Here is a 25079-nt window from a genome sequence, read left to right as displayed (position 1 = left end):
GGGCTTTTGCCGAGAGGCCCGATACCCTCTTTCCGGCGAAGGTAGCTTGCACCACTTGGCAACTGCAACATAATGTTGGCAGGTACCAACCAACAAACGGCATGTGATTCATCAAGGAGGCAAAAATGGCGGGGGATGAGGTGAAGGAGATGATGGCGGCGCTGAAGAAGATGGGCGCGCGCTACGTCCGCTTCGAACTGCCGGATCTGCACGGGACCAGCCGCACCAAGGTGATTCCCGTGGGCAAGGCCGAGAGCTACGCGCGCAAGGGCCTGAACTTCTACGGCGGCACTATCGGCCTCGACACCGCCTCCAACGTCATCGGCGGCAGCGGCGTCCACGAGGAGGTCAGCTATCGCGACCAGATGCTGATCCCCGACGCTTCGACCCTGCGCATCGTGCCCTGGCTGGAGGACACCGCCAAGGTGATCTGTGACGCCTACTGGGAGCCCGGCGTGCCGGTCGGCGGCACCCCGCGCACCGTGCTGGCCAACATGCTGAAGCTGGCCGACAAGGCGGGCTACAAGGTGATGATGGGCCACGAGTTCGAGTTCTATCTCCTGGAACCGGACACCAAGGAGCCACTCTTCGGCGGCGTCCACATCTTCAACGCCGTGCGTAACCAGTACGTCCCCTTCCTGGACGTCCTGCTGGACGTGCTCCACGAAGCCGGCATCGACGTGATCACCCACAACTGCGAATACTCGCCCTCGCAGTTCGAGATCAACTTCGGCCCCGGCGTCGGCCTGGAAGGCGCCGACAAGGCCTTCACCTTCAAGAACGCGATCAAGGAGCTGGCCCACCGCAGCGGCTACCTAGCGACCTTCATGTCCAAGCCAGCGACCGACATGGCCGGCTGCGGCTGCCACCTGCACATCAGCCTGCTGGACAAGAAGACCGGCAAGAACGCCTTCTACACCAAGGGCGCCAAGGACGGCATGAACCCGCTGATCCGCAAGTTCGCCGCCGGCCTGCTGGCCCACGCCAAGGCCATGCAGCCGCTGATCAACCCGACGCCCAACTGTTATCACCGCCTCAAGCCGCACACCTTCGCGCCCTCCAACATCTCCTGGGGCATCGAGGACCGCACGGCCATGGTGCGCATCAAGGACGCCGGGGAGGAGAACTGCCACATCGAGATGCGGGCCGCCTCCGGCCTCTCCAACCCCTACCTCTCCATCGCCGCGGTGATCGCCGCCGGCCTGCTGGGCATCCAGGACAAGGACGAACTGCCGAAGCCCTCCGAAGGCCCCTCCGAGGAAGACCCCCGGCACAAGAAGCTGGCCGGCAGCCTGGAGGAATCCCTGGCCGCCCTGAAGAAGGACAAGGCCATGCAGGAGATGCTGGGCGAGGACTTCGTGAAGCTCTTCACCACCGTGAAGCAGGCCGAGCTCGACCGCTTCCGCAGCCACGTCACCGACTGGGAGCGCGACGAGTACCTGGAGCTTTACTGACTGAGGCTCCGCCGCGAAGAAGCCAACACCTCCCTAGCGAGATTGAAACGTAATCCCCTATAATCGTCCTGTGGTAGTGGTGCAGGAAGCCTTCGACCGCACCGCTGCTGCAGGATGATGAGGATTGCAATGACGCCCGAAGACCTCGACACAGGTCTGCAGAACCTTTTGAAGGCGCACGGTGTCGAGCTCACCCTCCGGGACGGGTGGCTGCGGAGCGGCGACGGTTATCCAGCACTGCGCGCGGCTTGGTATCCCCACCCCAATGACACCGGCCGCTTGGACATCCAGGTCGCCTTGCAGGACGGGCGCGTCATCGAAGAGTGCTTTGCCGGCGTCGGCGAAGGCAGCGAGGGATTGCACGATGCCCTGCGCAATTTCTCCATGAGCTCCCTTCATGTGCTTCTGGCGGTGCTCTGGGACAGGCTGGATGGGGAGCAGGTGGACGTCGAGGAGTGGCAAAGCGGCTCGGCAACATGGAAAGCCTACATAGGAGCCTTCGTGCATCGCGTTTCCAGCGACCCGGACGTCGAGTACCCCAACAACGCCTTCGAGGTCGTCCAGCACGCTGCGGAGAAAGAAGCCCTGGCCCCGGGCCTGCACTGGATCCGCACCTTCTTCTGCGACGTCGGAAACGGTGAGACGGTCATCGAGGCCCTGTTGGACAATGACACCTGGGCCGCTGGAGCCGAGGCTTACGCGAGGCTCGAGTGGCAGAAGGGCAAAGGCTTCTACAGCCTTCGCAACTTCTTAATGCTTGAGGTCCCGCAGCAAACGACGACGAAGGGAACGGGTGTCTGGAGCCGTACGGTCAACTGGCTGGTAAGGGGGAAAGCATCCTGAAGTTTCGCCCTCCTGCTCCTCTTCGGCGCACCAGAAGGGCTCCCGCGACTCGAGTCGCGGTGACCGATTCGTCCCGAAACTCCGCCTCCAGAGTGGATTCCGGCGTAACTGTGGCCGTCTCGCAGTAGGGAAAATGACGCGGCATGCCAAGCGCAGCAGGCAACCAAAGCAAAGCAGCCCGGCTCCGCGCGAGCACGCCTCCTGAGACAGAATCATCTCTATAAATCAATATGATAAACAAGCATCCGACAGCGGAAGCCCTATAAACTAGGGGTTTCCGCGCCGCGGTGGTCGGGCTGCTGCAAGGGGCCTGAAACCGCAAGCCCTTTATTCCAGGGAATCGGCAGACGTTGACCTTTTCGCCGGGCCTGGCGTATCAGGCGGACACATCGGCACCCCGCAAAAGGAACCCTTGAGATGGCCAAAAAGCCCGCGAAAAAAGCCGCGAAGAAGTCCGCGGCGAAGAAGCCCGCTGCCAAGAAAGCAGTGAAAGTCACCGCCACCCCGGCCGGCTCCAGCGACCGCGAGAAGCTGGTCGAGGTCATCAAGGCCGGCACCGGCTGCACCAACGCCGCGGCGCGCGACACCGTGACCGCGATGCTCGGCACGATCTCCGCCTCGCTGAAGAAGAACCAGAAGGTCCAGCTCCCGGGCTTCGGCACCTTCATGGTCACCAAGCGCGCGGCGCGCAAGGGCATCAACCCGCAGACCGGCGCGCCGATCAAGATCAAGGCCTCCAAGTCGGTCCGCTTCAAGCCGGGCCAGACGCTGAAGGGCTCGCTCTAAGCCTCTCCCCTGCCCGAGGGATGGATGAGGACTTCCGGCCTCAAGCCGGAAAACAATTCGGCCGCGGAGACCTCCAGGGGTCGCCGCGGCCGTTTCAGTTTGCCCGGTGTCGAGCCGGGACAGGCTCAGGCAGAGAGACGCTGATTCTCCGAAAGCTTGGCATCGACGGTCGCGACGACCGCGTCGATGGCGGGATTTTCCATGCCCAGGGACTTGCCGATCAGCTGCACCAGCATGTCGACGCGCTCGATGGCCGGCGCGCCGGCGGCCACCGCGCGGGCGGCCGAGGACGGCTTCAGCAGGTTCTCGGCCGCCTTGGCGTATTTCTCGAAGGGCACTTGGTCGGCCGGGTCGGCGCCGAGCTTGCGGGCGATGGCATCGACGTGGGCGTAGATGCTGCGCGACAGTTCCAGGTCGCTGTGCACGGCCTCGCGGATCGGACGCGGCTCGCCGGCGGTGATGCAGCGGTAGTTGCCGGTCAGCAGCATCGACCACTTGGCCAGGGGCACGAAGAGCGAGTCGAAGACGCGCAGCTTCACCGGCACGTCCTTACCGTCCAGGCGCACGGCGGCGATGTCCGCCTCCAGCTGCTTCAGCAGGGCGTTGTGCTTGGGATCGTCAAAGGCCGCTGCCTTGAAGTTGGTCGGCAGGCCGACGTGCAGCACGTTGGGCTTCTCCTCGGGCGGGCGAAAGGCCTGCGGGTCCGGGCTGCACAGCGTCATGAGCTCCGGATCGAAGCGGTCCCAGACGCGCGGCGTGGTGAAGCTGCGCTCCAGCTTGGTGCTGTCCAGGCCGGGGATGCGCTTCAGGTAGGCCAGCGGCGGCATGTTCATGATGGAGAGGCAGGGCACGCCCGCCTCGGCGATGCGGACCAGAAGGGTCCAGATGGCGTGCACGCCGTACTGCGGCTCCTGCATCGCCAGGCCCACCAGATCGTACTCGCTGGGGTCGACCTCCTCCGGCGTCTTGGCGTCGAGGGTGCCCGGCAGGTCGGCCGAGCGGATCGCGCGGTGCGCGTCCTCGTCCTTCAGCTTGATGCGGACTTCGGTGCCCTCGGCGTTGATCAGTTCGGCCGTCTGCGAGCGGCAGACGAGGGTCACGTCGTGACCGGCCATGAGCAGCTTGGTGCCGAGGAGCGAGCCATAGGAAGCGCCGAGAATGAGGATCTTGTGGGCCATCTGTTCTTTTCCGTTTTGTTTTGTATCGACCCCCGGGGAACTGTCTTTTGGGGGCTCTGCCAAGTTTGGTTGATGACGAACAACCTAACCGCGTCCGGGGCAGCGCGCGAGGATTCTCGGGTTTATGTGTTGTGTGTTGACACAACAATTTATATAATCTGTTAATTTGTTAATTTCAGACTCAGGCCCATGCGCAAGACCCTGATCGGCCCGCGACTTCGCCAGCTGCGGCGCGAGCACAAGCAGACCCAGGCGGAAATGGCCAAGGCGCTGGGCGTCAGCGCGGCCTATGTGAACCTGCTGGAGAACAACCAGCGCAGCCTTTCTGTAAAGATGCTGCTGGCCCTGTCCGACGCCTACGGCGTCGACTGGCGCGACCTGATCAAGGACGAATCCTCCACCCTGCTGACCGACCTGAGGAACGCGGTCCAGGACCCGATCTTCGGCGGCAGCGCCCCCGACCTGCAGGAGCTGCGCGCGGCCATCGACCATGCCCCGCGCGTGGTCGGCCACTTCCTGAAGCTCTACAGCAGCCACCGTTCGGCCCTGGAGAAGATGATGCGCCTGGGCAGCGAGCGCATGCCGGACAACCTGCTGTCCTCCTCGCCGGAGACCATCATCCACGACTTCTTCCGCGACCACGCCAATTACTTCGACGAGCTGGAGCAGGCAGCCGAGAAGCTGCGCGCCGCCGAGCCCTGCGACGCCGACGACGTCTACGCCATGCTGAAGGGGCGGCTCTACAACGTGCACGGCATCGAGGTGCACACGGCCCCGGTGGAGGAGATGAGCCAGGCGCTGCGCATCTACGACGAGGCGGACTCGGTAGTGCACCTCTCCGAGGCGCTGGACCACCAGAACCGGGTCTTTCAGCTCGCCCATGTGCTCTGCCTGGTGGAACTGGCCGAGGTGCTGGAGAGCCTCACCGCCGGCAGCGGCATCCGCTCGGAAAGCGGCCTAGCGCGCTGCCATGTGGAACTGGCCAACTACTTCGCCGCCGCCTTCCTCATGCCCTACGAACCCTTCCACGCGGCCGCCGAGCGTACCAACTACGACGTCGACCGCATCGCCGCGGCCTTCGGCGTCTCCTTCGAGCAGGTCTGTCACCGCCTGACCACCCTGCAGCGCGAAGGCGCCAAGGGCGTGCCCTTCTTCTTCCTGCGCGTCGACAAGGCCGGCAACGTCACCAAGCGCTTCAACGCCACCTCCTTCAACCTGGCCGAATACGGCGGCGCCTGCCCGGTGTGGAATATCCACACCTCCTTCCGTACGCCGGGGGTCATCGTTCCGCAGTTCGTCGAGCTGCCCGACGGCGAGCGCTTCTTCACCATCAGCCGCACCACCGACCGCCCGGTCTTCAGCCGCGATTCCCAGGACCGCCGCCTCGCCCTCTCGCTGGGCTGCGAGTTGGAGCATGCCCACCGCCTGGGCTACGCCGCGCCCTTCAACATCGCGGACGACGGCCTGTTCAGCCCCATCGGCATCAACTGCCATCTCTGCCCGCGCCAGGCCTGCTCCCAGCGCGCGCACCAGCCGCTCTTCACCGAACTGCCCATCGACACCAAGCGCCGCGGCAACACCCGCTACGAGAGCTGACACCGGCGCCAAGGGTCGCCCCTCCTTCCCCTTCTCGTGCCTTCCCCTTCTCGTGTAAGACAGGAAGCAGAACACGAGAGGGAGGAAGCGCTTTGCGGATCGCGATTGTGGGCTGCGGGGCCATGGGCTCGGTCTACGCCGCCCTGCTGGCCGACGCCGGCAACGAGGTGCTGGCCATCGACCGCTGGGAAGAGCACGTCGAGGCGATGAACGCCGGGGGCCTTCACGTCGAGGGCGCCAGCGGCGACCGCACCGTAAAGGTCGCGGCATCCACCGCGCCGCCGGCCGGGCCCGTCGATATGATCGTCGTCGCCGTGAAAGCCGCCGACGCCGCCGCGGCGGCGGAAGCGGCCAGGCCGCTGCTCGGCCCCGAGACCCTGGTGGTCACCATCCAGAACGGCCTGGGCAGCGCCGAGGGCGTGGCCGCCGCGTTGGGCGCCGATCGCCTCATGGTCGGCATCGCCGGCGGCTTCGGCGCCTCGTTCAAAGGCCCCGGGCACGTCCATCACAACGGCATGAAGACCATCCGCATGGGCGCCTACGCCGGCCTGCCCTATGACCGCGTCGAAGCAGCCGTGCAGGTCTGGCGCGACGCCGGCTTTGCCGCCGAGCCCGCGCGCGACATCGCGGTGATGCAGTGGGAGAAGCTGATCTGCAACGTCGCCTACAGCGCGCCCTGCACCCTGACCGGCCTCACCATCGGCCAGGTGATGGAGGACCCGGACATGGGCCCGATCAGCCGCGCCGCCGCGACGGAGGCCTGGGAGGTGGCGCGCGCCGCCGGCATCGCGCTGACCATCGAGGATCCCGTCGACCACGTGCGGACCTTCGGCGCCGCCATCCCCAACGCCAAGCCCTCCCTGCTGCTGGACTTCGAGGCCGGGCGGCGCGGCGAGATCGACTTCATCAACGGCGCCATCCCGCGCGAGGCGGAAAAACTCGGCCGCCGGGCGCCGGTCAACGCGACCCTCGTGGGCCTGGTCAGATTCAGGGAACGCGGCTTCTAGGCTGCGCCTAGGCCACCACCGTCGTCACACCGGCGGCCTTGGCCGCCTCGGCCAGGGGGGCCGGCAGGGGCTTGTCGACCACCAGGTCCGTCAGGCCGCTGAGCGGCATTACGACCTCCAACAAGCGGATGTTGAACTTGGTGTGGTCCATCATGAAGATGCGACGCTCGGCCCGGCGGAACATGGTGCGCTTGATCCAACAGGCCTGGGAGTCGACGTCGGTGATGCCGCCCTCGGTGATGCCGCCGGCGGAGGTGAAGGCGACGTTGGCGTGGAAGCGCTCCAGGTACTCGCAGGTGTCCTGGCCGTAGACGCCCCTCTCGTGCGCCGAATAGGCGCCGGGGCAGAGGATGACTTTGACCCGGTTGGAGACGCCGACCGCCTCGGCGATATCCAGGCCGTTGGTGATGATCGTCGCCTCGATGCGCTCGGCGGCGATCTTCTCGGCCAGGTGATGGGTGGTGGCGCCGGAATCGATCATCACCACGTCGCCCGGCGCGATGGCCTGGATGGCCACCGTGACGATGCGCTGGCGCTCTGCGACCATGGCGGCCGTACGCTCGCCGACCGAGGGCTCGCGGCCCATGGGCGCGGCGGCACCGCCGTAGGTGCGCTCCACCAGGCCGCGCGAGGAGAGGTCGTCGATGTCGCGGCGCACCGTCTCGGTCGAGACGTTGAAGGCCTCGGCCAAGTGCGAGATGCGCACGGTGGGATTGGATTTCAATTCGGCGATGATGCGGCGATGACGCTCATCGCGGTCGAGCCGACCGTTGGTCTTCACCGGCTTCAACTCCGCCTTCGGAGCGCCCCTGCTCCCGCTTTTGCCCGGCTTGCCGCCGGTCTTCGTGGATACCGCCATGCAGATACCGTCAGGCCGCCGTTCTCAAGGCGGCCGCAGCCAGGATGTCCTGCAGTTGCGAGCCCAGCGCGCCCTTGCGCGGGCTGAAGGAGCCGTCGAAGGCGGCAGAGCCGATGGTGAAGGCGTCGGCCCCGGCCTCCGCCAGGGCGCGGATGCGCTCGGGGGAATCGACGCTGCCGGCCACCACAAGGGTGCCCTTGGTGCCGCGGCGCGCGGCGCGCACCAGGTCCAGGGGGTCGGCCTCGGTGGCGCGGTAAGCCAGCAGGTCGGCGCCGGCGCAGCCCATGGCCTCGAAACGGCGACAGTCCGCCTCCACGTCGCCGGGCTTGCCGCCCAGTTCGGTGGGATGGCCGACCGGCTTGCCGGGAAACGGCAGGTAGTCGATCCCGCTGCCGTCCAGAATTTCGAGAATCTCCTTGGCCTCGGTGCCGCCCATCACCCGGTCGACGCCGATCTTGCGCGCGGCGCGGGCGGACTCCAGGCAGGCCTCCTTGGTCGAGGAGACGACCTCCAGGTAACTGACCGCGCCGGCATCCTTGATGCGGCGGTTCAGCTCCACCAGGGTGTCGAAGTCGACACCGATATCCTTGAACCCCATGTGCTTCACACCAGCCCGCGCCACGGTCTCGAATACCTCGAGACAATCTTCGACCGTCTGGTCGGCGCGCGTAAACATGAAAATGAAATCAATCGGGGGTCGCGTCATGAAGGGCCGTTCTCCACATCGAAACTGGGACCTGCCAATCCGGCATCCGGATAAGGCGCCGAAGGCGGCAGGTGCAAGCGCCTCTTGGCCGGGACTCTCGCCGGGCGCCTTGCATCGGTTATGCCCCAAGTTCGTGGCGAGTACAACAAATCATGTTGGAATTACCAAATTTTGCGTGGTACCTTCATCACAACGAAGGAACAGGGATTCATGGGTTTACGACACAATTCGGGAGGCGTGATCATGCAGTTCGACCGTCGCAGTTTGTTGAAGTACTCCGCCGCCGCGGGCGCCTTGGGCCTCGCCGGCCCCTTCGCGGGACAGGCCTTCGCCGCGCGTGAGAAGGAACTGAACATCCTTTGTTGGGAAGGATACAACTCCGACGAGGTGCTTGACCCCTTCCGCCGCCAGACCGACGCCAACGTCAGCGCCGAGAGCGGTACCTCCGATCCGGACATGATCAACAAGCTGCGCGCGGGTGAGATCAACGTCTGGGACGTGATCAACCTGAACCAGCCCTGGGCGCGCGACCAGATGTGGCCGGAAAAGCTCATCAAGCCGTTGCCGAAGGACCGCTTCGAGCCCTACTTCGCCAACATGATGGCGCCCTTCAACAAGGACTACGAGTGGTGCTACACGGCCGACGGCGAGAACCTGCTGGGCATGGTGCAGCGCTTCGGCCCCTTCAACTTCGTCGTCAACACCGACAAGGTGAGCCGCGCCACCGCAGAGGACGAAGGCTTCAACCTCTTCAACGAGGCCTCCAATTCCGGCAAGTACGGCATCCTCACCTACGACAACTGGAACATCTACCACATGTGCATCGGCGCCGGGCTGGACCCTTTCGTCAAGCACAGTGAGGCCGACATTGCGGCTTACGAGAAGGTCGCCCGCGCCTGGTTCAAGGGCGCCAAGCTGCTGACCGACGATCTTGTGGCCATGAACCTGGCCCTGATCAACGGCGAGATCGACTTCTACCTGACCGGCGGCACCTATACCTCCAGTCCGGCGCGCCTGGACGGCTACTCCAACATCCGCGGCATCACCCCGAAGAAGGGTCCCATGGCCGGCGGCAAGGGCGGCATCACCTGGGTCGAGGTCACCTCGGTGGTCAACAACCCGCAGGGCTCGCCCCTGGCCTACGACTTCCTGGAATACGTCCAGAACCCGGAAGTCTGCCACGCGGTCGCCTTCGCCGAGGGCACCTACAACCCGGTGACCCAGATGGGCAACCCCAAGGTCTTCGAGAAGTTCTCGAGCGAGGAGTTGGACGCCATCCAGTGGGACAGCCTGGAGGAAGAGCTGTCCAACACCGTCGACTACCAGATCAACCCCGACTACGACGTGATGAACAAAATCTACAACGAGGCCAAGCGAGAGGCCTAAGATGGCTATGGCCGCCGCGGGTCCGGCTCCGGCCGCTCCCGCGGCGGCTGCCGTTGAGGCGGCGTTTTCCAGTTTCGAGCCAGAGAGAGGTGCCGTGGCCGACCCTATCCTGAGGCTGTCCCAGCTATCGAAGCGCTTCGGTCAGTTCCAGGCCGTCAAGGAGATCGACCTCGCCATCGAGGAGGGCGAGTTCTTCACCATTGTCGGGCCCTCGGGCTCCGGAAAGACCACCCTGATCCGCATGCTTGCCGGCCTTGAGGAGCCCTCGGACGGCGAGATCGCGCTGCGCGGCCAGCGCCTCAACGAGACCCCGGCCAACCGGCGCCCCACCTGCATGGTGTTCCAGTCCCTGGCCCTCTTCCCTCACCGCACGGTGGGCCAGAACATCGAGTTTCCCTTGAAGATGCGCGGCATCCCCGCCAACGAGCGCATGAACCGCGCCCTGGAGCTGATGCGCCAGCTACGCCTGCCCGAGGACTACTACAAGAAGCAGGTCAACCAGTGCTCCGGCGGCGAGCGCCAGCGCATCGCCCTGGCCCGCGCCCTGGCCTTCGACCCGGAGATCCTGTTCTTCGACGAACCGCTCTCGGCCATCGACTTCCGCCTGCGCAAGACGCTGGAGAAGGAGCTGAAGGATATCCACCGCGAAACCGGCAAGACCTTCATCTACATCACCCACTCGCTGGAAGAGGCCATGGTGATGTCCGATCGCATCGGCATCATGCGCGCCGGCGAGCTGGTCCAGGTCGGCGCCCCCGACGAGATCTATTCCCGGCCCGCCAACCGCTTCGTCTCGGAGTTCATGGGCGAGGTCAACGTGCTGGAGGTCAAGCGCAACGGCGGCGGCCTGCACTGCCCGGCCCTCGGCACCGACCTCGCCGCACCCGACATCAACGGTTTCGACAGCGGTTTCCTGGTGATCCGGCCGGAATACCTTCGCTTCCTCGCCCCCGGCGAAGAGGCCGAGAACCGCGTCGAGGGCGTGCTCTACAACGAATATGCCCTCGGCAGCCGCATCCAGTACCAGGTGCGCGTCGGCGAGCAGGTTTTCCTAGTCGAAAAGCTGCGCGAGCAGCGTTACGGCGGCCAGCTGGACGACAAAGTGGCCATCGGCTGGGACGCACGCGACAGCGTGCTGGCGCCGGAATGAGCCGCAGATGAGCAGCGCCAGCGACACCATGACGGCACAGCCCACCATCGCCACCCAAAAGATACCGCGGCGGCGGCGGCTCGTCAGCCCCGGCCTGCTGGCCGCCCTGCCGGTAATCATCTTTCTGTGCGTCGCCTTTGCCGCGCCGCTGCTGGCCGTGCTGGGCTACAGCTTCATGCCGGAGAAAACCTTCGAGCTGACCCAGGCGCCGACGCTGGAAAACTACCTCGCCATCTTCTCCAACAGCTACTACCTCTCCTTCACCAAGTCCCTGGGCCTCGCGCTCACCACCGTCGTGCTGCTGCTGGTGATCTCCTGGCCCATCGCCTACGGCATGGCCAAGATTTTCGGGCGTTGGGCCAACTTCCTGACGCTGGCCATCATCATCCCGCTCTTCGTCTCGGAGAACATCCGCCTCTTCGGCTGGGTGCTGTTCCTCATCAAGGGCGGCGTCATGCTGGGCGGCCTCAAGGCCTGGTTCGGCATCGATGGAGAGTCCATGCTCTACGAGGTGCCGGCCATCGTGCTGGGGCTGGTCTACGTCTACCTGCCCTTTGCCCTCTTCCCCATGGTGCTCGGCGTCTCCATGGTGCCGCGCGAAGTGACCGAGGCGGCCTTCGACATGGGCGCCTCGCGCTGGCAGGTCTTCCGCGAGGTGGAGCTGCCGCTGGCCATGCCGGGCATCCTCATCGGCGGCCTCCTGACCTTCATCCTCTCGCTGGGCTCCCTTGCGGAATCGAAGATCCTGGGCGGCCAGGCGGTCATCATGATCGCCGACGAGATCGAGACCGCCTTTACCTTCGGGCAGAACTGGCCGCTGGGCTCGGCGCTTTCGATGCTGCTGATTCTCTTCTCCGGAACCCTGGTGCTGACCCTCTTGAACTGGATCGACCTGGACAAGATCCTGGGCCGCGGCAAGGGAGGCAACGGTGACTGAGCGTCAGAAGAAGCGGGTCACCCACGGCCTGATCATCACCTGGACCGGGGCGCTGCTGGTCTTCCTCTACCTGCCGATCCTCTGCGTGGTGCTCGCCTCCTTCTCCAAGGCGCGCTACTTCCGCTTTCCGATCCCGCGCTACGACAGCGGCTGGTACGAGAAAGCTTTCGAGTCGCTGACCGTGCGCGACCTGGTCTCGACCTCGCTGTCCATCGCCCTGCTGGTGGCGCTGGTCTCCGTGGTCCTCGCCTTCTTCGGGGCCCTGGCCTTCGCCCGCTTCGACTGGCGCGGCCGGCGGATCTACCAGCGCCTGGTGCTGCTGCCGATCTTCTTTCCCCAGGCCGTGCTCGGCCTGGCCCTGCTCATCTGGTTCTCGACGGTCGGGATCATCCCCGACTGGCGGACGGCGGTGATCGCCCATCTCGTGTGGATCGTGCCGATCGTGACCCTCGTCATCTCCATCCAGGCCTATTCCTTCGACCCCGCCTTAGAGGAGGCCGCCTTCGACCTCGGCGCGACGCGCTGGCAGACCCTGAAGGAAGTGACGCTGCCGGTGCTCTGGCCCGGCGTCGTCTCCGGCGCGCTCTTTGCCTTTCTGCTGTCCTGGGGGAACTTCCCCCTCTCGCTCTTCACCACCGGCGCGGACCAGACGGTGCCTGAATGGCTCTATGCCAAGATGGTCTCCGGCTACACACCGTTGGTGCCGACCCTCGGCGCGCTGACCACGGCCAGCGCGGCCGTGGTGCTGCTGGTGGGCTATCTGTCCTGGGTGTTCATGAGGCGTGCACAAGGGAGATAACCGATGATGTCTGCCGTCGAACTGGAAGAAAGTCTGCGCGGCCAGCGCATCGCGTTGGAGGAGATCCCGCTGATCGACTTCGGCTCCTTCCTGACCGGGGATCTGGCCGCGCGCAAGGAAGTGGCGGACAAGATCGGCCACGCCTGCCGCAACATCGGCTTCTTCTACCTGACCAATCACGGCATCTCAGAGGCCCTGCTGGCGCGCACCTTCGCCGAGGCCAAGCGCTTCTTCGACCAGCCGATGGAAAAGAAGCTGGAGATCGACATCGAGAAGTCGCCCTGCCACCGCGGCTTCTTCAAGGTCGGCGGCGAGAACCTGGACCCGGCCAAGCAGAGGGAGGCCGGCGACCTGAAGGAAGGCATCAAGATCGGCCGCGACCTGGCGCCCGACCATCCGCTGGTGGCGGCGGGCACGCCGCTGCACGGCGCCAACCTCTGGCCGCAGCACCTGCCCGGCTGGCAGGGCTCCATGCAGTCCTACTTCGACGCCCTGGTCGGCCTGGGCAAGCAGATCATGCACGCCTTCGCCCTGTCGCTGGACCTGGACGAGTGCTACTTCGACCGCCAGCTGACCGACCCCATGGCGACGCTCGGCCCCCTGCACTACCCGCCGCAACAGGGCAGCATCACCGAGAAGCAGATCGGCGCCGGCGCGCATACGGACTTCGGCTGCCTGACCATCCTGGCGCAGGACATGAACGGCGGCCTGCAGGTGAAGAACGCCGCCGGCACCTGGATCGACGCCACGCCGGTGCCCGGCGCCTTCGTCATCAACATCGGCGACATGATGGCGCGCTGGACCAACAACCTCTTTGCCTCGACCCTGCACCGGGTGATCAACACCTCCGGCGGCGAGCGCTACTCCATCCCCTTCTTCTTCGATCCGAACTTCTCCGCCGAGGTGACGGCGCTGCCGACCTGCGTCACGCCTGGAAATCCGCCGAAGTTCCCGCCTACCACCGGCGGCCAGCATCTGCTGGACATGATCAACGCCACCTTCGATTATCACCGGGAAAAGACCGGCAAGCATTGAGCAAGAGCTGATCTCGATGGGCTACGACTTCTCCCTCTCGGCCGGACGCGCGGCTCTTCTGGTTGTCGACCTGCAGCGCGGCTTTTGCGACCGCAAGGTCAGCGAGGCCCTGGGCTTCGCCAGCAGCGACCACTTCTGGTACCGGGTCGACGACCTGGTGCTGCCCAACGCCGGAAAGCTGATCAAGGCGGCGCGCGAGGCGGGCGTCGAGGTCATCTACACGGTGATCGAGGCCCTGACCGAGGACGGCCGCGACCGCAGCCTGGACCACAAGCGCTCCGACTTCCTCATCCCCAAGGGCTCGCCCGGCGGCGAGGTGATGGCGCAGGTCGCGCCTCAGGGCGACGAGATTGTGATCCCGAAGACGGCCTCCGGCATCTTCAACGCCACCAACATCGAGTACATCCTGCGCAACCTGGGCGTCGAGCGACTCTGCGTCTTCGGCGTCTACAGCCACCAGTGCGTCGAAAGCGCCGTGCGCGATGCCTCGGACCGCGGCTTCCTGGTGACCCTGGTGCCCGATGCCTGCGCCGCCAAGTCGGAAGAGCAGGAAGCGACTACCGCCGAGGGCATGAAGGCCTACGCCCGGGTTGCCACGACGGTGGAGGTGCTGAAGGAGCTCGGTGCGAAAGGGGCGTCGGCCGCATGAAGCGCCCCCTCGTCGGTGTGACCGCCGACTACCGCACCTACAGCAACGCGCCCTACCACGTGGTCGGCGATAAGTACCTCCGCGCGGTCTGGGAGGCCTCCAACTGCACGCCGATCATCATCCCGGCCATGGCGGAGAGCCAGGAGACAGCGGAGCTGCTGGACTCCCTGGACGGCCTGCTGTTCACCGGCAGCCCCTCCAACGTCCACCCGACGCGCTACGGCCACACGCCCAGCGAACACTACGAGCCGCACGACGAGGCGCGCGACGCCATGACCTTCCAGCTCATCGAGGCAGCGCTGGAAAAGGGCCTGCCCTCCCTCTTCATCTGCCGCGGCTTCCAGGAGCTGAACGCGGCCCTGGGCGGCACGCTCTATCCCAAGCTGCAGGAGGTCGAGGGCCGCCTGGACCACCGTCAGCCCAAGGACGACGACCCGGACGTGCGCTACGGCCTGCGCCATTCGATGAGTTTCACACCCGGCGGCCAGTTCGCGCGGATCGCCGGCGCGACGGAGATCCAGGTGAACTCCCTGCACGGCCAGGGCATCGACGAACCCGCCCCGGGCATCGAGGTCGAGGGCCTCGCCCCCGACGGCACCCCGGAGGCCGTGACCGTGAAGGGCGCCAAGCGCTTCGCCCTCGGCGTCCAGTGGCACCCCGAGTACAAGCCCCTTGAAAACGACTTCTCCACCCGCCTCTTCCGCGCCTTCTCCGAAGCCGTCCACGGCAAGGCCTGAGCTTCCTTCCCGCCCCAACCTCCACCCGATACGGTTGCATTTGACTTGAAACCGTAGCAGGAATTTGCGACCCCTAGGGAAACCAATTTCGACAGGGGAAGTTCGGGGTGGCCGAAATTCGGAAACTTTTCACGGCGGGCGCAACCGCACTGGGGTTGCTCACTGTAGTGACTGGCTGCGCGGGAACGCCACCAGGCGCCAGGCCCATGACGGAATCCCGAACATCCCGTTTGGTGAGTGCCGTTCTCGGTAATGTGGACGAAATCTATATTCGGGAAACCCACCCCGCGGACCTGGTCGCGGCGGGCTTTGAACACCTGGAAGAAAGCTACCCCGAAACTGACTTCACCCGGGAAGGAGACTTCTTCGTCGCCTACGTCAACGAAGAGGCTGTCTTTCAGTTCAAGGCAACGCCGCCGAAAGGCGCCTGGGACGATTGGGGTGAAGGCGTTGCTGCCGCTTTGGCTGAAGTCGAGCAGGCCCGCTCCAACGAGGCTGAGGTAGACCTGACCGACCTGAGCGACGCCTTTGTCGAGGGCGTCATGGGCGGCCTCGACGAGTTTTCACGCTACGCATCGCCAGCAGCGGCGCGCGAGAATCGCACGCGGCGGGACGGGAACTCAGGAACGCTCAGTATAGGAGTTGAGCGTGGCGACGACGGGAAGTTTCATGTGGACTACATCTACAGCGTCGACCTATTGGAATCAGGGACGCTGCGGCGCGGCGATACCCTGCTCTCGGTTGACGGCACTGTGGTCGAACCGCTGTCCGAGCCCGAAGTCATGCAGCTGTTCCGTGGTGAAATCGGCAGTGACGCCGAGCTATCCGTTCTGCGTGACGGCGCAGCGCAGCCCCTGAACCTGACGGTGCGGCGCGAAAAGTGGGGCGCCCACTCCGTCGCCGGCCGCCTTGAAGGCGACATCCTGCGCATCGTCATGATCCAGTTCGACGATCTCGGTCAAAAAGCCCTGAGGAAACTGCTGCTCAAGGAGGCAAGAGCCCCTGAAACAGCGGCAGTCATCCTCGACTTGCGGGGCAATCCCGGCGGGCTTCTGAGTGCTGTCGTCGAATCCGCCGACGATTTTCTCGCGAGCGGCCCGGTCGCCACGATTCACGGGCGGCACAAGGACAGCCATCAGAGCTTCAAGGCCAAACCATCTCCCGTGGCAATGCGGCCGATGATTGTGCTCGTCGATGAAAGTTCAGCGGCCGGGGCGGAAATCCTGGCGGCAACGCTCCAGGAAAACCACGCCGCGCTGGTGGTCGGAAGCATCACCTACGGATCCGGCACGATCCAGACCGTAATGCCGCTGCCGAACCTAGGCGAGCTCATCCTCACCTGGGGAGAGGTGCACACCGCCGGCGGCTACCGCCTCGACAAGCGCGGCGTGATGCCAACGGTCTGCACCGGCGGAAGCGCAACGACCGACGCGGTGCTGGCTGAACTGGGCAGCGGTCGCGGCACCATCGACCGGGCCACGCGAACCCGCGACATAGACCCGGAAGACGCAGAAGCCATCGAAGCTTTTCGCGCGCTTTGCCCGCCCCGGAGCGGCGATACGGACATCAGCCTGGAGGTGGCGCAGGCCATTCTGGCCGACCCGGCGCTCTATAAGGCGCTCGTGACCGGCGACCGCCAGGAAACTGCCGCCCTTCGCTGACCAGCCCTACACCGCCAGATCGTTCTCGATCACGTGGTCGGCGATGGCGCCGGGGGTGGTGAGCCAGACGGCGTCGCGGCGGGCGGCGATGTGCTCCAGGGCGCGGCGCAGGTGGCGCAGGCGGTAGGGCTGGCCCACCAGGTAGGGATGCAGGGCGATGCCCATGACCAGGGGCTGGGCCTCGGCCTGGGTCAGCATCTCCTCGAAGTTGTCGAGGATCAGGTCGGTGAAGTCACCCGGGCTCAGGCGGTGCAGCGGGATGGCTGGAATGTCGTTGACCTCCTGCGGATAGGGCACGGCGAGAAGGCGCCCGCCCCGAGTCTTCAGCCAGATCGGCTGGTCGTCGCCGCACCAGTCCAGCAGGTAGCGGTAGCCGGCCTCCTGCAGCAGGTCCGGCGTCACCGGGCTCTCGGAGATCCAGGGGCCGAGCCAGCCGGCCGGCGCCCTGCCCTCGGCCTCGGTGAGATCCGCCGTGGCCTCTTCGATGAGCGCCCGCTCACCCGCCTCGTCGAAGGCCGCCTGGCGCTCCGAGTTGCTCCGCCCGTGGGCGACGATCTCGTCGCCGCGGGCGCGGAAGGCGGCCACGACCTCGGGACAATAATCGTAGATCGCCGAGTTCACCAGGACGCTGCCGGGCAGGCGGAAGGTGTCCAGGATCTCCAGCAGACGCCACACGCCGACCCGGTTGCCGTAGTCACGCCAGGCGTAGTTCAGCACGTCCGGCTCGCCCAGAGACGGCGCCAGCTTGGCCCCCAGTCCCTCGCCGAAGGCGAAGTGCTCCAGGTTCACGCCGATGTAGACCGCCAGGCGCTTGCCGTTCGGCCAGTCGTAGACCGGCCGGTCGGTGATGGCGCTGTAGCCGTAGCGCCCGTGTGTCGGCAACTTTGTCGGCAGCGTCATCGCCGGCTCCCTGCTGTTGCGATACCTATTTGGGCTTATCTGCCCGCCGGCCGCAACGCAGGAAGCTCACGCGGGTGGCGCCACCTTCTGCTCGATGGCGCCGAAAATCGACTGCCCCTCGGCGTCCAGCATTTTTATGCGAACGGTATCGCCGAAACGCAGGAAGGGCGTCTTGGCTTCACCGTGCAGCAGGGTCTCCACCGTGCGCTGCTCGGCGATGCAGGAATAGCCGCGCCCGCCCGCGGCCACCGGCTTGCCCGGGCCGCCCTCGGCATCGCGGTTGGAGACGGTGCCGGAGCCGACGATGGTGCCGGCGGAAAGCCGCCGGGTGCGCGCGGCATGGGCGATCAGCGCCGGGAAGTCGAAGGTCATGTCCTCCCCCGCCTCGGCCTTGCCGAAAGCCTCCCCGTTGAGACTGACCAACATGGGCAGCTTCAGCTTGCCGCCATCCCAGGCGTCGCCGAGGTCGTCCGGCGTCACCGCCACCGGCGAGGCGGCGCAGGACGGCTTGGACTGGAAAAAGCCGAAGCCTTTGGAGAGTTCGCCGGGAATGAGGTTGCGCAGGCTGACATCGTTGACCAGCAGGACGAGGCGGATGGCCGCGGCGGCCTGCTCCCGGCTTGCCCCCATGGGCACGTCGTCCAGGATGACCGCCACCTCGGCCTCGAAGTCGATGCCCCAGGACTCTTCGGCCATCACGATGGGCTCGCGCGGCCCCAGGAAGACGTCGGAGCCGCCCTGGTACATGAGCGGTTCGCTCCAGAAGCTCTCCGGCATCTCGGCGCCGCGCGCCTTCCTGACCAGGGCCACGTGGTTCACATAGGCCGAGCCGTCGGCCCACTGGTAGGCGCGCGGCAGCGGCGCCATCAGGTGGTTGGCATCGAAGGAAAAGGCGTCCTCGCGGGCGTGGCGGGCCAGGGCGTCGGCCTCGTGCGCCAGCTTCGGTGCGACCTCCGCCCAGTCGTCCAGCGCGGCCTGCAGCGTGTGCACCGTCTCGGCCATGACCGCGCGCTCTAGGTCGGCCCGCACCACCAGCAGGCGGCCGTCACGCGACCCGTCCTTGAGGCTCGCCAGCTTCACGACGTCAGCTCCTTACGGCTCACCGTTGAAGTGCTTTTCCAGGCCCGCCCAGCAGTCTTGATATAGCGGATCAAGAGTCTCCAATCTCGCAGCAAATTCAGTAATTTGCTGTGGCAATCTCGTCTCAAACATGAAAGCGAGCGTACCGCTCTGCTTTTCCGGCTGCAGCTCCTCGGTGGAGGCCTTCTCGAAGGCCTGGTGGTCGGGGCCGTGGGGCAGCATGCAGTTGTGCAGGCTCATGCCGCCGGGGACGAAACCGCCCGGCTTGGCGTCGTAGACGCCCTCGATGAGGCCCATGAATTCCGACATCACGTTGCGATGATACCACGGCGGGCGGAAGGTGTTCTCGGCCACCATCCAGCGCTCGGGAAAGATCACGAAATCGACATTGGCCGTGCCCGGCACCGCGGTCGGCGCCGTCAGCACCGTGAAGATCGAGGGGTCGGCGTGGTCGAAGAGCACCGCGTTCATCGGACAGAACTTCTTCAGGTCGTACTTGTAGGGCACGTAGTTGCCGTGCCAGGCGACGACGTCGAGAGGCGATTGCGCGATCGCGCAGGTATGGAAGGCCCCGCCCCACTTCACCGTGAGGCTCGAGGGTTCCTCCCTGTCCTCGTAGGCGGCCGCGGGCGTCAGGAAGTCGCGCGGGTTGGCCAGGCCGTTGGCGCCGATCGGCCCCAGGTTGGGCAGGGTCAGCGGCGCGCCGTAGTTCTCGCAGACGTAGCCGCGTGAGGGGCCCTCGATGGGCTCGGCGCGGAAGGTGACGCCGCGCGGGATGACCAGGGCCTCGCCCGGCCCGACCTCCAGCATTCCGAACTCGGTGGCGAAGCGCAGGCTGCCCAGCTGCGGCAGCACCAGCAGCTCGCCGTCGGCGTTATAGAAGTACTCCCGCTCCATGGCGGCGGTGACCAGGTAGACGTGCGCGGCCATGCCCGTGTGCGTGGTGATGTCGCCGGCAGTGGTCATGGTGCGCAGGCCGGTCAGGAAGGTCAGGTCTTCCCCCTTGGGCAGCGGCACCGGGCCCCATCTGAGCTGGCCCAGCGGCAGCCGGTCCCAGGCCGGGTCCGGCGGCGAGATCCAGTAGTGCAGGTCGCGCAGGGCGAAGCGCCCCTGGTGCTTCACCGAGGGGCGGATGCGGTAGAGCCAGGAGCGCTTGTTCTCCGCCCTGGGCGCGGTGAAGGCCGAACCGCTGAGCTGCTCGGCATAGAGCCCGTAGGGGCAGCGCTGCGGCGAGTTCTGGCCTTCCGGCAGGGCGCCGGGCAGCGCCTCGCTGGCGAATTCGTTGCCGAAACCGGAGAAATAGCTGAGCGGCATGGCGGACTCCCAATAAGTTTGCGGCCAGTCAGCGGCGTGGCTTGCTGGCGACGGCCCTGTTGTGATAGTTACATTTGTAACTATCAAGAACCCCTCCCGAGAGGCACCAGAAGCCCTATGGACCTGCGACTCGAACGCTTCCTGCCCTATCGACTGAACAGGGCCACGGCGGTGGCAAGCAAGCAGTTTTCCCGCATCTACCGCGACGAATTCGGCCTGACGGTGCCGGAATGGCGGGTGCTGGCGACTTTGAGCGCCCTGGGGACCGCCAGCGCCAAGGAGATCGGCCGCGATTCCGCCATGCACAAGACCAAGGTCAGCCGTGCCGTCGCCTCCCTGCAGCAGCGCCGCTGGGTGAGCCGCGAGACCGATGATCTCGACCGCCGCATCGAGCACCTGTCGCTCACGTCAGCCGGCAAGAGCGCCTTCCGCCGCCTGGCGCCCAAGATGCTGGCCTTCGAGGAGCAGATCATGGCCCGCCTCTCCCCCAAGGAGCGCGCCGAGATGCTGCGCGGCCTCGCCCTGCTGGAAAAGGCGCTGGGAATTCCGGCTATCGAAGACGCCGAGGAAAAGGTAGTCTGAAGCCGAGATGAAAATTCGGGCCGGTTTCTCCCTGGGCTATGACTGTCCGCAGCCGACGCCGATGCTGCTCACCCTCCATGTCCATCCCTCGCGGCAGCCCGACCTCCTCACCTCCGACAGCCTGACTTTCGACCCGCCGATCGAGGCGGCCGACTACACCGACAGTTTCGGCAATATCTGCACGCGGATCGTGGCCCCCGCCGGCGTCACCACCATCTCGAGCGCCTTCGAGATTTACGACAGCGGCAAGCCCGACGAAGTCGCCGAGGACGCCCGGCAGCACGAGATCATGGAACTGCCGGACGAGGTGCTGCAATACCTGCTCGGCAGCCGCTATTGCGACACCGACCGGCTGGCGAACCTCGCCGGCACCCTGTTCAACGACACGCCGCCGGGCTGGGCGCGGGTGCAGGCCATCTGCGACTACGTGCACCAGCACATCGTCTTCAACTACATGAACGCGGATTCCTGGCGGACGGCCTATGGCGGCTACAGCGAAAGGACCGGTGTCTGCCGCGACTTCGCGCACCTCGCCATCACGCTGTGCCGCTGCATGAACATCCCGGCGCGCTATTGCACCGGCTATCTCGGCGACATCGGCGTGCCGCCCGACGGGGAGCCCATGGATTTCAGCGCCTGGTTCGAGGTCTACCTCGGCGGACGCTGGTACACGGTCGACGCCCGCCACAACAAGCCGCGCATCGGCCGCATCCTCATGGCCCGCGGCCGCGACGCCACCGACGTCGCCCTCGCCACCATCTTCGGCCCCGCCCTCATCGCCCGCTTCGAGGTGGTGACGGAAGAGGTACCGGAAGCGTAGCTTCCAGGAGCCGACACCCGGCGGCCCCCTCACCCTCCCGCTAACGCCGCCCCCTCCCTCTCCCACGAGGGGAGAGGGTCGCGCAGCCTTGGCGAGGCACGAGCCTAGGCGGAGCTGGGTGAGGGGTTGCGCAACGTCATAGTCTCGCCATCTTGTTGGGGCAGGTAAGACCGCACCCATTCAAAGATCGCGTGGAGATGCGCCCTTTGCCCCTATCGCGCAGTCTGCTGCGGCAGCAGCCAGGAATGGCCTTGTGGGCGACGGCCCTCTCCTTCTGGCTCGCGGTCGGGCCGGCACAGGCCGGCGTGTCCGGCGAACTGTGCCATGTCTACAATGAGCATGACAGCGATGTTCCGCCTGAGATCAGAGAGATCTTTGCACAGAATCCAAATATCCCTGTCCGGGCCTGTGCCCTCCCCGGGGACTGGGCAAACGCCACATACAGATTAATCCTGCCGCCCTTTCGCGGGGATCTCGGCGTCTGCCAGTACGTCACCAGCCCGGTAGTCAGAGAAAATGGAGCCTGGACATATCGTCCCTCCTCGGACCGCTTAACAGTTCAGCGTGACACGGTGCGCATGATGGCCTCGGAAGAGGAGTGTCCGTCCTACACCGACCGAAGATACGTTGTAACAAACGACATATCAGAGGGGCTCTTCATGGCGGCAATGCGCTTTTGGGAGCGGATGTCGTCCGGAGACACCGTCGATGCAAGCATCGCCTCTTCCGAAGTTCAGTCCACTCCAGGATTCAAGACACTCATGGCGGCGCTTGAGACCGATCGCCAAAAGCAGCACTCGTGGAAGCCCGCTAGCATCAGTCGTTTCGCTCCTGATCCCATCAGGGAGCCAATACACTATTCAATACAAGTGAATGTGTCGAAACAGGGGTGGCTGCTCATAGTCGACTTCATCGATGGCGATCTGCGTCTCCTGGAGGTCCACAGCATCATCTACTAGTGCGGACACCCGAGGATGTCGTCGAGGTGGATTGCCGGGGCAAGCCCGGCAATGACAGAGAAGAGTGTCGCACGGTCGCTGCCGAATTGAAGCTGTCGTCCCGGCAGTTGTTGCCGGGACCCATAGCTCCGGCGAACGGAGTTCTGCATTGACGTGGATCCCGGGGACAGGCCCCGGGATGACATCTGTGGGGTGGCTAGACGCCCAGAAACCTGTCCTGCAGGGCCGCGTCGGCGGCGAGGTCGGCGGCGCTGCCGTGCCAGACCGAGGCGCCCTTCTCCAGGATCACGCAGGCGTCGGTGAGCGGCAGCAGGTCCTTCAGGTTCTTGTCGACGATGAGGATGGCCTGGCCCCCGCCCTTCACGTCGCGGATGGCAGCCCAGATCTCCTGCCTGATCACCGGGGCCAGGCCCTCGGTGGCCTCGTCGAGGATGAGCAGTTTCGGGTTGGTCATGAGGGCGCGGCCGATGGCCAGCATCTGCTGCTCGCCGCCGGAGAGCGTGCGGGCGATCTGCCCGGCGCGCTCGCCCAGGCGCGGGAACAGCGCGGTGACGCTCGTCATTTCCCAGCCTTCGCCTCTGGCCGTGGCGACGAGGTTCTCGCGCACCGTGAGGTTGGGGAAGCAGCGGCGGCCCTCCGGCACCAGGCCGATGCCGAGCCGGGCGACGCGGAAAGCCGGCAGGCCGGCGATCTCCCTGTCTTGGAAGCGCACGCTGCCCCGCTTCGGCGGGGTCAGGCCGCAGAGCGAGCGGATGGTGGTGGTCTTGCCCATGCCGTTACGGCCGAGCAGCGCGACGAGCTGCCCCTCGCCCACGCTCAGGTCGACGCCGAACAGCGCCTGGGAGGCGCCGTAGAAGGTTTCGAGGCCGCAGGCCTGCAGCATCATGGAACCCCCGCTTTCCGGTGCAGGTGGTCGCCGAGGTAGGCCTCGCGCACCGCGGCGGAGGCGCGGATCTCCGCCACCGTGCCGGTGGCGATGATGCGCCCGTAGACCAGCACCGAGATGCGGTCGGCCAGGGCGAAGACCGCGTCCATGTCGTGCTCGACCAGCAGCATGCCGGCCTCGGTCTTCAGGCTGGCGAGAAAGGCCGTCAGCTCCTTGGTGCCTTCCGGCCCGAGGCCCGCCATGGGCTCGTCGAGCAGCAACAGCCTGGGCCGCAGTGCCAGTGCCATGGCCACCTCCAGCAGGCGGCGCTCGCCGTGGGACAGCGCGCTCACCGGATCGTCGGCGCGCAGGGTGAGCCGCACCCGGTCCAGCACGCCCAGCGCCTCGGCCCGCAGGGACTCGTCGCGGCGCACCGGTCGCCAGAAGCCAAAGGCTCCGCTCGCGCGCGCCTGCACCGCCAGCATCACGTTGCGCAGCACCGAGAACTCCCAGGCCAGGGAGGAGACCTGGAAGGTCCGTCCCAGCCCCAGCCGCGCGCGCCGCGCCACGGACCAGCCGGTGACCGCCTCGCCCAGCAGGGTGACCTCCCCGGCGTCGGGGGTGAGGCCGCCCGCGATCTGGGAAATGAGGGTCGACTTGCCGGCGCCGTTGGGGCCGATAAGGGCGTGGATCTCACCGGGCCGCACCGTCAGGTCGACACCGTCGGTGGCCTTCAGCGCGCCGAAGGCCTTGTGCAGACCTTTCAGGTCGAGAAGCGCGTCAGTCATGGCGTGCCTTCCCGGCCAGCAGGCCGATGACGCCGCCGCGGGCGAAGAGCACCACGCTCAGCAGGACGAGGCCCAGGACCAGCTGCCAACGGTCGGTGAGGCCGCCGATGAAGCTTTCCAGCAGGATGAAGAGCGCCGCGCCCGCCAACGGCCCGAAGAGCCGCCCGACGCCGCCCAGGATGACGAAGATGATGATCTCGCCGGAAAGCTGCCAGGACAGCATGGCCGGACTCACAAATCCGTTGAGCTCGGCGAAGAGCGCGCCGGCCAAACCGGTGATCATGGCCGACAAGGTGAAGGCGGTGAGCTTCACCGGGAAGGGCGCGATGCCCAGGGTGGCCAGGCGCTCCGGGTTCATGCGCGCGCACTGCAAAGCGGCGCCGAAGCGCGAGTCCACCAGGCGGTGCAGCAGGTAGATGACGCCCAGCAGCAGCGCGTAGCAGACCAGGAAGAAGGTCAGCGGGTCTTCGGCCTCGATGCCCGGCAGGCCGCTGCGCAGATAGATCGAAAGCCCGTCCTCGCCGCCGTAGGTCGGCAGCGAGATGGCGAAGTAGTAGATCATCTGGGCGAAGGCCAGGGTGATCATGATGAAGTAGACACCCGAGGTGCGCAGCGAGACGGCACCAATGCCCAGCGCCACCACGGCCGTCACGACCAGAGCGACCGCCCAGATGACCAGCATGTGTTCGCTGCCGCCGATCTCCAAGGGCCAGGCGATGAAGTGCGAGCCTTCGAAGCCGTGCAGCGCGGCGACGCCGGCGACGTAGCCGCCCAATCCGAAAAAGGCGGCGTGGCCGAAGCTCACCATGCCGCCGGTCCCCAGCGCCAGGTTGAGGCCGACGCCGGCCAGTGCCAGGATCGCCACGCGGCTGGCGAGCGTCACGTAGAAAGGCTCGTCCAGCGCCACGGCAATCAGCGGCGCGGCCAGCAGGGCCAGGGCCAGCACGGCATTGACCAGGTTCTCTCGGCTGAGTTCAGGCCCCATAAC

General features: G+C 66.0%; 25 protein-coding genes. 16 read left to right on the top strand and 9 right to left on the bottom strand.

The features are described from left to right. Nucleotides 1-125 precede the first annotated feature (125 nt). From H7X47_RS12775 to H7X47_RS12765, 3 genes are all read left to right on the top strand, one after another. Entirely contained in the window at nt 126-1454 is a 1329-nt protein-coding gene (locus tag H7X47_RS12775) for a glutamine synthetase family protein (protein ID WP_193369064.1), read from the top strand. Nucleotides 1455-1583: 129 nt separating this feature from the next. Then, nucleotides 1584-2297 (top strand): DUF6348 family protein, encoded by a 714-nt coding sequence (locus tag H7X47_RS12770; RefSeq protein ID WP_193369063.1) that lies wholly within the window; start codon nt 1584-1586, stop codon nt 2295-2297. A gap of 417 nt (nt 2298-2714) precedes the next feature. Beyond that, a complete protein-coding gene (locus H7X47_RS12765; RefSeq protein ID WP_193369062.1) occupies nt 2715-3083 on the top strand; it encodes an HU family DNA-binding protein in 369 nt (122 codons plus the stop codon). A 125-nt stretch (nt 3084-3208) separates the two neighbouring features. On the opposite strand, the gene H7X47_RS12760 is transcribed toward H7X47_RS12765, so the two are convergent. Then, complete coding sequence (locus H7X47_RS12760) at nt 3209-4261, bottom strand: ketopantoate reductase family protein (RefSeq protein WP_193369061.1); 1053 nt, start codon at nt 4259-4261, stop codon at nt 3209-3211. 189 nt (nt 4262-4450) lie between these two features. Here H7X47_RS12760 and H7X47_RS12755 point away from each other — a divergent pair, with 189 nt between their 5' ends. Together H7X47_RS12755 and H7X47_RS12750 are read left to right on the top strand one after the other, a co-directional pair. Beyond that, nucleotides 4451-5857, top strand: coding sequence for a helix-turn-helix domain-containing protein (locus H7X47_RS12755; protein WP_193369060.1), 1407 nt, complete (start codon nt 4451-4453; stop codon nt 5855-5857). A 92-nt stretch (nt 5858-5949) separates the two neighbouring features. Beyond that, nucleotides 5950-6864 carry a ketopantoate reductase family protein gene (locus H7X47_RS12750; protein ID WP_193369059.1) on the top strand — a complete coding sequence of 305 codons (915 nt, stop codon included), beginning with the start codon at nt 5950-5952 and terminating at the stop codon, nt 6862-6864. 7 nt (nt 6865-6871) lie between these two features. On the opposite strand, the gene H7X47_RS12745 is transcribed toward H7X47_RS12750, so the two are convergent. Continuing rightward, nucleotides 6872-7645 carry a DeoR/GlpR family DNA-binding transcription regulator gene (locus tag H7X47_RS12745; protein ID WP_193369058.1) on the bottom strand — a complete coding sequence of 258 codons (774 nt, stop codon included), beginning with the start codon at nt 7643-7645 and terminating at the stop codon, nt 6872-6874. 88 nt (nt 7646-7733) lie between these two features. Further along, nucleotides 7734-8429, bottom strand: coding sequence for a beta/alpha barrel domain-containing protein (locus H7X47_RS12740; RefSeq protein WP_227010440.1), 696 nt, complete (start codon nt 8427-8429; stop codon nt 7734-7736). A 243-nt stretch (nt 8430-8672) separates the two neighbouring features. Between H7X47_RS12740 and H7X47_RS12735 the strand changes: the two genes are divergently transcribed. The 8 genes from H7X47_RS12735 to H7X47_RS12700 all read left to right on the top strand — a co-directional run bounded on the left by H7X47_RS12735 (nt 8673) and on the right by H7X47_RS12700 (nt 16783). After that, entirely contained in the window at nt 8673-9815 is a 1143-nt protein-coding gene (locus H7X47_RS12735; protein WP_227010439.1) for an ABC transporter substrate-binding protein, read from the top strand. A gap of 94 nt (nt 9816-9909) precedes the next feature. Beyond that, a complete protein-coding gene (locus tag H7X47_RS12730; protein ID WP_319633598.1) occupies nt 9910-10965 on the top strand; it encodes an ABC transporter ATP-binding protein in 1056 nt (351 codons plus the stop codon). Nucleotides 10966-10972: 7 nt separating this feature from the next. Further along, nucleotides 10973-11902: an ABC transporter permease gene (locus tag H7X47_RS12725; protein ID WP_227010438.1), complete on the top strand. Its 930-nt coding sequence runs from the start codon at nt 10973-10975 to the stop codon at nt 11900-11902. After that, nucleotides 11895-12701 (top strand): ABC transporter permease, encoded by an 807-nt coding sequence (locus H7X47_RS12720; RefSeq protein ID WP_193369057.1) that lies wholly within the window; start codon nt 11895-11897, stop codon nt 12699-12701. Before H7X47_RS12725 ends, H7X47_RS12720 begins: the two co-directional genes overlap by 8 nt. A 3-nt stretch (nt 12702-12704) precedes the next feature. Next, on the top strand, nt 12705-13736 hold the full coding sequence (locus H7X47_RS12715) for an isopenicillin N synthase family dioxygenase (RefSeq protein ID WP_193369056.1): 1032 nt from the start codon (nt 12705-12707) through the stop codon (nt 13734-13736). 16 nt (nt 13737-13752) lie between these two features. Then, nucleotides 13753-14385 (top strand): cysteine hydrolase family protein, encoded by a 633-nt coding sequence (locus H7X47_RS12710; protein ID WP_193369055.1) that lies wholly within the window; start codon nt 13753-13755, stop codon nt 14383-14385. Next, nucleotides 14382-15122: a gamma-glutamyl-gamma-aminobutyrate hydrolase family protein gene (locus H7X47_RS12705; protein ID WP_193369054.1), complete on the top strand. Its 741-nt coding sequence runs from the start codon at nt 14382-14384 to the stop codon at nt 15120-15122. Before H7X47_RS12710 ends, H7X47_RS12705 begins: the two co-directional genes overlap by 4 nt. A 206-nt stretch (nt 15123-15328) precedes the next feature. Then, complete coding sequence (locus H7X47_RS12700) at nt 15329-16783, top strand: S41 family peptidase (RefSeq protein ID WP_193369053.1); 1455 nt, start codon at nt 15329-15331, stop codon at nt 16781-16783. A 6-nt stretch (nt 16784-16789) separates the two neighbouring features. Here the strand turns inward: H7X47_RS12700 and H7X47_RS12695 are convergent, their stop codons facing one another. The 3 genes from H7X47_RS12695 to hmgA form a co-directional block, all read right to left on the bottom strand. Further along, entirely contained in the window at nt 16790-17683 is an 894-nt protein-coding gene (locus tag H7X47_RS12695; protein ID WP_193369052.1) for a polysaccharide deacetylase family protein, read from the bottom strand. A gap of 66 nt (nt 17684-17749) precedes the next feature. Continuing rightward, nucleotides 17750-18763 (bottom strand): fumarylacetoacetate hydrolase family protein, encoded by a 1014-nt coding sequence (locus H7X47_RS12690; RefSeq protein WP_193369051.1) that lies wholly within the window; start codon nt 18761-18763, stop codon nt 17750-17752. Nucleotides 18764-18775: 12 nt separating this feature from the next. Next, on the bottom strand, nt 18776-20077 hold the full coding sequence (gene hmgA, locus H7X47_RS12685) for a homogentisate 1,2-dioxygenase (protein WP_193369050.1): 1302 nt from the start codon (nt 20075-20077) through the stop codon (nt 18776-18778). Between the two features lie 117 nt (nt 20078-20194). Between hmgA and H7X47_RS12680 the strand changes: the two genes are divergently transcribed. From H7X47_RS12680 to H7X47_RS12670, 3 genes are all read left to right on the top strand, one after another. Continuing rightward, nucleotides 20195-20659 (top strand): MarR family winged helix-turn-helix transcriptional regulator, encoded by a 465-nt coding sequence (locus H7X47_RS12680; protein WP_193369049.1) that lies wholly within the window; start codon nt 20195-20197, stop codon nt 20657-20659. A 7-nt stretch (nt 20660-20666) separates the two neighbouring features. Next, a complete protein-coding gene (locus tag H7X47_RS12675) occupies nt 20667-21479 on the top strand; it encodes a transglutaminase-like domain-containing protein (RefSeq protein ID WP_193369048.1) in 813 nt (270 codons plus the stop codon). A gap of 245 nt (nt 21480-21724) precedes the next feature. After that, nucleotides 21725-22438, top strand: coding sequence for a hypothetical protein (locus tag H7X47_RS12670; protein WP_193369047.1), 714 nt, complete (start codon nt 21725-21727; stop codon nt 22436-22438). A 196-nt stretch (nt 22439-22634) separates the two neighbouring features. Here the strand turns inward: H7X47_RS12670 and H7X47_RS12665 are convergent, their stop codons facing one another. The 3 genes from H7X47_RS12665 to H7X47_RS12655 are packed head-to-tail and all read right to left on the bottom strand — an operon-like array spanning nt 22635 to nt 25076. Continuing rightward, on the bottom strand, nt 22635-23321 hold the full coding sequence (locus H7X47_RS12665) for an ABC transporter ATP-binding protein (protein WP_193369347.1): 687 nt from the start codon (nt 23319-23321) through the stop codon (nt 22635-22637). Next, nucleotides 23321-24091 carry an ABC transporter ATP-binding protein gene (locus H7X47_RS12660; protein ID WP_193369046.1) on the bottom strand — a complete coding sequence of 257 codons (771 nt, stop codon included), beginning with the start codon at nt 24089-24091 and terminating at the stop codon, nt 23321-23323. The genes H7X47_RS12665 and H7X47_RS12660 overlap by 1 nt, the downstream gene beginning before the upstream one ends. After that, on the bottom strand, nt 24084-25076 hold the full coding sequence (locus tag H7X47_RS12655; RefSeq protein WP_193369045.1) for a branched-chain amino acid ABC transporter permease: 993 nt from the start codon (nt 25074-25076) through the stop codon (nt 24084-24086). The genes H7X47_RS12660 and H7X47_RS12655 overlap by 8 nt, the downstream gene beginning before the upstream one ends. Nucleotides 25077-25079: the final 3 nt, after the last annotated feature.

The organism is Pelagibius marinus, from assembly GCF_014925385.1.
Classification (GTDB): Bacteria; Pseudomonadota; Alphaproteobacteria; order Kiloniellales; family Kiloniellaceae; genus Pelagibius; species Pelagibius marinus.
This window is presented reverse-complemented; position numbering and strand designations above follow the sequence as displayed.